The organism is Neisseria sp. P0021.S005 (assembly GCF_051956955.1).
Map to the genome: position 1 here is coordinate 1 of NZ_JBQCWY010000271.1, position 3,902 is coordinate 3,902.

The 3,902-nt window shown below is 44.7% G+C and carries 3 protein-coding genes; 2 read left to right on the forward strand and 1 reads right to left on the reverse strand.

Annotated features, from left to right (window positions below):
- The coding region (locus tag ACTHUE_RS12450; RefSeq protein WP_440423610.1) for a tRNA-dihydrouridine synthase at positions 1-172 on the reverse strand (172 nt) is incomplete at its 3' end.
- 217 nt (positions 173-389) lie between these two features.
- Here ACTHUE_RS12450 and ACTHUE_RS12455 point away from each other — a divergent pair.
- Both ACTHUE_RS12455 and ACTHUE_RS12460 read left to right on the forward strand, forming a co-directional pair.
- Complete coding sequence (locus ACTHUE_RS12455) at positions 390-1,010, forward strand: L-threonylcarbamoyladenylate synthase (RefSeq protein ID WP_004521114.1); 621 nt, start codon at positions 390-392, stop codon at positions 1,008-1,010.
- 568 nt (positions 1,011-1,578) lie between these two features.
- Positions 1,579-3,902, forward strand: a 2,324-nt coding sequence (locus tag ACTHUE_RS12460) for an ESPR-type extended signal peptide-containing protein (protein ID WP_440423608.1), incomplete at its 3' end; no start/stop codon positions are given.

A 3,902-nucleotide genomic window follows, 5' to 3' on the forward strand; every position in this document is an offset into this window, starting at 1 on the left:
AACTCAAAAAGCGGTCTTTATCTCCGTAAACCACCGCGCCTGAATTGACCATTTCGCTATAAAGCCAAGCATTGCGTGTAATTTGTCGCGCCATAAAGCGATAGTGTCTGTCTGTCCAATCAAGCATAGGTGCGACAGACAAGCGGCGGGAAGGTAGGGAAGAAGCAGGCATTGAGATGACTTTCAAACAAAATAATGCATTATATAGCGTATTAAATTGACTTTCGATATCGGCCGGTAAATCAAAATAATATATAAGGTATCACTGGGTGCAGCCGTGTTGTAGCTGAGGCTAAATCCATTCATGGTGGTGGAAATCCAATATTCAGACGGCCAAATAAGTTTTAAAATGTCAAACAACAAACCATTAGAATGATAAGGAAAAAAACATGGCACAATTTTTCGCCATCCATCCCGATAATCCCCAAGACCGCCTCATCAAGCAAGCCGCCGATATTGTCCGTAGTGGCGGTGTCATCGTTTACCCTACGGATTCCTGTTATGCGCTGGGTTGCAAACTCGGTGACAAAAACGCGATGGAGCGCATTCTCACGATTCGTAAAATCGATCAAAAACACCATCTGACCCTGATGTGTGCCGATTTGAGCGAATTGGGTACTTACGCCAAAGTAGATAATGCCCAATTCCGCCAGCTTAAAGCAGCTACGCCCGGCAGCTACACCTTTATCCTGCAGGCAACCAAAGAAGTACCCAATCGCACGCTTCACCCCAAGCGCAAAACCATCGGCCTGCGTGTTCCCGACAACGCTACTGCCTTGGCGCTTTTGCAAGAATTGGGCGAACCTATTTTAAGTTGCACCCTTATGCTTCCTGAAGACGAAGAGCCATTGACTGATCCATACGAAATCCGAGACCGTCTTGAACATGCTGTTGATTTGGTTATTGATGGCGGCTGGTGCGGTACTGAGCCGACAACGGTTATTGATATGACCGATGGCACTGAGCTGATTCGTCAAGGCAAGGGAGATATTGCCGTATTCGGTTTGTAAAACCATCCGCGTCTGTATAAGTACGGATATGCGTATTCTTTCTATGACGTATTAAAAGCATTTTGCCAATTTTATTGATAGCTCAAAAAAACAAATTATTCAATTAAGCAATTGTTCAAAATCATTTCATCAAAGGCCGTCTGAAATCTTTCAGACGGCCTTTCCTGTTTCTTAAAAAAATAATTCATTTTAAATAAAATTCCGAGCGATTGGCACGTTGCTTGCATGATTACTGTGATTGCTGATGACTTGTCGACGGAATACAACATTACGCTTATTAATAAAAACATGACTGGAGAACTTTTGATGATTGGTTTTTCTGTTCAAACGTCATGATTTTGTTTAAAAATTAAAGATAATCGGTTGATATTTTAGACTAGCGGATATTTTGTAAGTATGAAATACTATACCGTTGCGGGATAGTCAAAAGCCTAAATTTTGTCTCAAAGTGACAATAAACGTCAGCTTGAGATAAGCATTTTGCTGGGAAAACCCCGCATAAATTCTTAAAGTAGCGTCATGCTCATGCTCACGCTTTTACCTATCATAAAAAGAGAAAGACACACCTATGAATAAGATATTTAAAGTTGTTTGGAACCGTACGATTCAATCTTTTGTCGTAACTTCCGAATTGGCCAAAGGCCGTGTGAAATCGTCTGCCGAACAAAACAGTGCAGATGTATCTGCCGAATCCGGTAAAAATGGTATCGCGACAGTTTTCAGATTGACAGTGATTTCGGCAGCTCTTTTGGGTGCAGGTAATTCGTATGCGGCAACTGCGGGACGAGGACAAATTGCGGTTGATCCTCCGACCAGTGCTACTGCGGTCAGCGGTGCAACAGCGACCGGTATTGGTGCGCTGTCAATAGGAGCATCAGCCAATGCTACGGCTAATGGTGCAGTTGCGGTAGGTACGAGTGCAAATGCAACACATAATAACAGCCTGGCCGTGGGTACTAATGCTAAAGCTACTCAAACTCATGCTGTTGCAATGGGTGCAGATACAAGTGCAAGTAGTTCATATGCAACAGCGATAGGTAAAAGTGCCAATGCTGTTTCTGTAGATTCAACAGCATTGGGTGCAGATTCCAAAGCAAATGGTACGCAAGCGACAGCGGTAGGTAAGAATGCTCTTGCTGATAATACGAGCACAACAGCATTGGGTAATTCGGCGCAAGCATTTGGTATAGGCTCAATGGCTTTGGGCCAATCCAGTACATCAAGAGGTCAAAACGGCATTGCAATTGGCAGCGGCAGTCAGGCTGCAGCCAATGCGCAAAATGCCATTGCAATCGGTACCAATGCAGTGGGTTATCAAAGTGAGTCTATTGCCATAGGTAATTCAGCCCAAGCTCAAACTGGAAATACCATTGCCATCGGTAAAAGTGCAGTGGCAAATTCTCCAGCTTCGGGTAATGCAGCATCAAGTGCTATTGCACTTGGTGCAGACGCGAATGCAACAGGACTTGGTACGATTGCTATTGGACGTGCATCTGGGGTTCTTTCGCAAAATATTATGAATGTGAATGTAACTCACAATAATATTGCTATTGGTAATACGGCTCGAGTAGGCGATTCAAGTAGTTCTAAGATAACTCAGTCTATTGCTATTGGTTCAGGTAACCGTGTTGATCCACAGGGCAGACCTGAGGGGGCGTGGGCAAAGGGAGACCAATCTATTGCGGTTGGTGGCAATGTCTTGGCTAATGGTAATTCATCTGTTGCTATTGGTGGTGATGATTTAGATTCGGTAGGTGGTACTCGATATTCTGGCAATGCAACGGATAAATTCATCAAATATAATGAAAAAGGTGCAAAGACCGGTGAATATACGCTGAGCGGTAAAAGTCTGCGTGATATTTATAAAGAGATGACTGGTGATACGATGTATAGCGGTTCTTATGGTAATACTATTGCCGGTCAAGGTTCTGTTGCATTAGGTGTGCAGTCTAATTCATCTGCCGATTTGTCTCTGGCTATCGGTACCAAATCTCAGGCCACTGCCTTTGGTGGTGTAGCTTTGGGTACAGGTGCGAAGGCTACTTTGCTGAATTCTGTGGCTTTGGGTACGGCTTCTAAAACCGATAAAGAAGGTCAGGCATACGTTCAACGCGAAATTATGGGTGTAACCTACACTTGGGCAGGCGGTCAAACTACCGATGCCGGTGATGTTGTGTCTGTCGGTTCCAAAGGTTACGAACGCCAAATCATTAATGTATCCCCTGGCGATATTTCCGCTACTTCCACTGATGCGATCAACGGCTCACAGCTTTATGGTGTTTTGAGTGCAATTGAGCGTGTCCGCTATTTCTCTGTTAAGTCAGAAGAAGGCAAAACTGACGGTACGAAAAACTGGAACAATGACGGTGCAAAAGCAACCAATTCGATTGCCATCGGACCGAATGCGGCAACAAGTACTGGTGCGACGGGTAGTGTTTCCTTGGGTCATAATGCCAACGTACTTGGCGAAGATTCTGTTGCTGTTGGTCCAAATGCAACGGTAACTTCGGGAACTGTTGGCGCTGTTGCCTTAGGTTCTAATGCCAATTCCCGCGGTACAGGTTCTATCGCCATAGGTTTGAATACAGAAAATAATTACAATTACTCTGTAGTCGTTGGTGCTCACAGTAGAGCCAACTATGGAAATGCAACCGTTGTCGGTGCAAGGGCAGCGGCACAAAATAACGGTACGGCAATGGGCTATTTGTCAAATGCAGTCGGTGATGATTCTGTTGCAATCGGTCATCAGGCGCAGACAACGCAAGCTTATTCTATCGCCATTGGTAAGCAGGCAAACAGTTCAGGCCTTTATTCCACCGCTATTGGTTCCTCAGCCCAAGCTGCCGGGCAGAATAGTTTTGCCGGCGGTAATAATGCAAAAGCGACTGGAAG

What these genes read in the sequence shown, in the direction of transcription:
- ACTHUE_RS12455 (WP_004521114.1), top strand. Translation starts at nt 390, where the DNA reads ATGGCACAATTTTTCGCCATCCATCCCGATAATCCCCAAGACCGCCTC.